Here is a 3647-nt window from a genome sequence, read left to right as displayed (position 1 = left end):
CATCTCCATGCCGCTTGCCCCGACGTCCAAATGCTCAGGCCGGATACCTATCACGAGTTCATTTATCGCAGAGCTGATTTCACGCGGAAGCGGAATCGACCAGTCCCCCATGGTGACGCAGTGATCCGTGACCCGCACCGTCACGAGATTCATGGCCGGAGAGCCGATGAACTCCGCCACGAACATGTTGACGGGATTGCGGTACAGCTCACGAGGCGTCGCGCACTGTTGCAGGACTCCGTCGCGCAGCACCGCGACGCGATCCCCCATCGTCATCGCCTCGACCTGGTCGTGGGTGACGTAGATCGTGGTGGTGCCCAACCTGTGTTGTAGTCCGGCGATCTGGTTGCGGGTCTGCACTCGAAGTTTCGCGTCCAGGTTGGACAGCGGTTCGTCCATTAAGAACACCTGCGGTCGACGAACAATGGCGCGCCCCATGGCAACCCGTTGACGTTGGCCTCCGGAAAGATCCTTCGGCTTGCGATCCAGGTAAGGCTCGAGGTCGAGTAAACGAGCCGCGTCCAAAACCCGTTCGCGAATCTCGCTTTTCGAAAGCTTCGCGATTTTGAGTGCGAATCCCATGTTCTGCGCCACGGTCATGTGCGGATACAACGCGTAGTTTTGGAAGACCATCGCTACGTCGCGGTCCTTGGGATCGTCGTCGGTCACGTCACGGCTGCCGATGATGATGCGGCCCGAGTCGACGGCCTCCAGCCCGGCGATCATCCGCAGCGACGTCGTCTTGCCACATCCGGATGGTCCTACCAGCACCACGAATTCGCCGTCGCCGACGCTGAGATCCAGGCGGTCGACTGCCGGGCGATCCGCGCCGGAGTAGATCCGCGTCGCCTGGTCGAATGTCACCAGCGCCATGCGCTACCCGCCCAGCCCGGTGACTGCGATACCGCGAATGAAAGCACGCTGGGCTGCCGCGTACACCACCAACAGCGGCACCAAGATCAGCACGGATGCGGCCATCAGCACAGGCCAGCGGGCAGAGTATTCACCCTGCATCCGGACTAGCCCAAGGGTGAGGGTCGCGATGCTGTTTCGCTGAATCATCAGCAGCGGCCATAAAAAGTCGTTCCAGACGTTGACCCAGGTGAGCACCGCCAACACCATCACCCCGGGCTTCGCGAGCGGCAGCAGTATCCGCCAGTAAATTTGCCACGGGGAGCAGCCGTCGAGGATCGCAGCCTCTTCGAGTTCGTCGGGAAGCGTGCGGAAGAATTGGCGCATGAGGTAGGTGCCGAATGCACTGCCGAACAACCCGGGAAGGATCATGGCCCACGGCGTGTCGGTCAGACCGGCCACGCGCATCAGGATGAACTGTGGAATCACCGTGACCGTCAGCGGCACCATCAGGGTTCCCAGGTACAAGATGAACAAGACATTGCGGCCCCGAAAATGGATGCGCGCGAACGCATATCCGGCCAGCGAACAGAAGAACACCTGTCCGGCGCTGACGCAGGCGGCGTAGAGGACCGAGTTGAGGAACATTCGCCAGAACGGCATGACGGCGAATACCTCGCGGTAATTCGACCACTGCGGATGTGCAGGAAACAGTGTCGGCAGGCTCACCTCACCTGCCTGCTTCAACGATCCCGACACCGCCCACAGAATCGGGAACAACGCGCACGTCGCGATAACGGTCAGCGCGACGTAGAGCGCCAGGCCGCGAAATACGTTGGGCCTGAGCACTTGTCCTGCTACGCCCATGATCCCTCCTCCTGCGCTGACCGACGCCGACCCAACCGCAATTGCACAACCGTCAGCACCAGCAGGATCGCAAACATCACCCACGCCAGCGCTGACGCGTACCCGAATTCCAGGAAGGCGAAAGCGTGCTGAAACAGCATGATGCCCAAGACGTAGGTCGCCGTTTCCGGCCCGCCATTGCGTCCGGTCAAGACGTAGACCAGATCGAATGCCTGAAATGCGTGGATGATCGAGATGACGACGACGAATGACACCGCGCCGCGAATCAGCGGCACGGTGATCGACACGAACTGACGCAGTTCTCCTGCACCGTCGAGCCGTGCTGCCTCATAGAGGGTTTCCGGGACGCCTTGCATGGCAGCCAGCAAAATGACCGTCGCGAAAGGAACGCTTCGCCACACACTGACGATGCACAGCGAGACCATGCCATACTTCGGATCGACCAGCCACGGGATGGGGCCTATGCCGAACCAGCCCAAGACAATGTTGAGCAGACCGTTGTTGGTGTTGAACACGAATTGCCACACCACGGCCATCACCACTGACGACACCGCCAACGGGACGAAAATGATTGTCCGGAATACGCCGATGCCCTTGATTTTTCGGTTGAGCACACCGGCCACGGCGAGGCTGATGAGCACCGTGGGAACGACGGTGCCCACCGTGTAGGCCACGGTGTTACGCAACGCGATGACGAACAGCGGGTCTTCGGCGAACAGACTGCGGTAGTTCGCCAAACCGACAAACTTTGCCGGGCCGAACATGTCCCAGTGGTGAAAGCTCATGTAAAGCGAGAATCCGAGTGGAAACAGCAGGAAGACCGTGACCGCGGTCAGATTCGGTGCGACGAATAGGCGACCGTAGCGCGCGCGGCGCTTGGACGGCCCCCGTCCGTGCGGCAGGTCGGTATGAGTTGCGTCGGTCAGTGTCATGGCCGCCGGAGCACCTCATCGATCTTGGGCGACAAGTCGGTGGCCAGCGCCGTGGCGGGCCGCGAACCGCGCAGCACCGGGCCGAGATTGCGGTCCATCAACGCGACGACCTTGGGCCATGCCGGCGTGATGGGCAGGCCCTCGGCGTTTTCCGGCCCGTCGATCAGCACGGCAATGTTGCTGATCTTGTTGTGCGCCTGGGCAAAAGCCGGTGATCGTACCGCCGACCGCAGCGCTGGCACGAACAAGCCGGTCGCACCGATCACCGCCTGCCCCACCGGGCCGGTGGCAAACTTCACGAATTCCCATGCCTGCTTCTTGCGGGGACTACTAGAAGCGATGGCCAGCCCGGTAGTACCGATGTCCGAGCGCGCTGCCTGCCCTTTCGGTCCGGTGGGCAGCACCCCGATGTCGAAATCCAGATGCTCGGCCTGCACCAGCGTCTGGTAGCGCCAGTGCCCGCCGAGCGCCATTGCCGCATGCCCCGAAGTGAACAGGTCAGTCTGTGACATCGACTGCGACTCCGAGGCGGTAGGTGCAACTCGGTACTTGTTATTCAGGTCGGCATAGAACTGAATGCCTTCGATGAACGCGTCGTTGTCGAAATTGAGGTGCGTCGGGTTCATCCGTGGATTTGACCATGGGACACCGTTGTTCATCCCGAACAACAGGGCCGAATAGTCCGGCGCCCAGGTATCGACAAATCCCCACTGGCTGACCCGGCCCGCGTCATCGCGCTTGGTCAGCGCCTCGGCCGCTTCGAGGAATTCACCGAAACTCCACGGCTCGTCCCATCGTCCGGGTGGTGGGCGGACCCCGGCGGCAGCGAACAGCTTCTTGTTGTAGAACAGAAAAGTCCCCGACCACTGCTCTGGAAACGCATACTGCCCACCGTTATAGGAGAACGTCTCGTACATCGATGGGACGCTGTCCGCTCTGAGCTCGGCGGCGAAGGTCGTGTCGCGGGCCAGCATGTCGTTGAGGTCGAGCAGCACG

At 61.4% G+C, this 3647-nt stretch carries 4 protein-coding genes; all 4 read right to left on the bottom strand.

Features of this window, described 5'->3' with window-relative positions:
• Window positions 1–873 (bottom strand): ABC transporter ATP-binding protein (locus tag AC2VOU_RS05255; protein WP_486956409.1); only part of this gene is annotated, 873 nt, incomplete at its 3' end.
• Between the two features lie 3 nt (window positions 874–876).
• Window positions 877–1719, bottom strand: a complete 843-nt coding sequence (locus tag AC2VOU_RS05250) for a carbohydrate ABC transporter permease (RefSeq protein WP_486956408.1) — start codon at window positions 1717–1719, stop codon at window positions 877–879.
• Window positions 1710–2651 (bottom strand): carbohydrate ABC transporter permease, encoded by a 942-nt coding sequence (locus AC2VOU_RS05245; RefSeq protein WP_486956407.1) that lies wholly within the window; start codon window positions 2649–2651, stop codon window positions 1710–1712. Before AC2VOU_RS05245 ends, AC2VOU_RS05250 begins: the two co-directional genes overlap by 10 nt.
• A partial coding sequence (locus AC2VOU_RS05240; protein ID WP_486956406.1) for an ABC transporter substrate-binding protein occupies window positions 2648–3647 on the bottom strand: 1000 nt, incomplete at its 5' end. The genes AC2VOU_RS05240 and AC2VOU_RS05245, both read right to left, overlap by 4 nt.

This window comes from Mycobacterium sp. TH-M25 (assembly GCF_057473665.1).
Note: the sequence above shows the minus strand (reverse complement) of the source record. Positions and strands in the feature narration are given on the sequence as shown.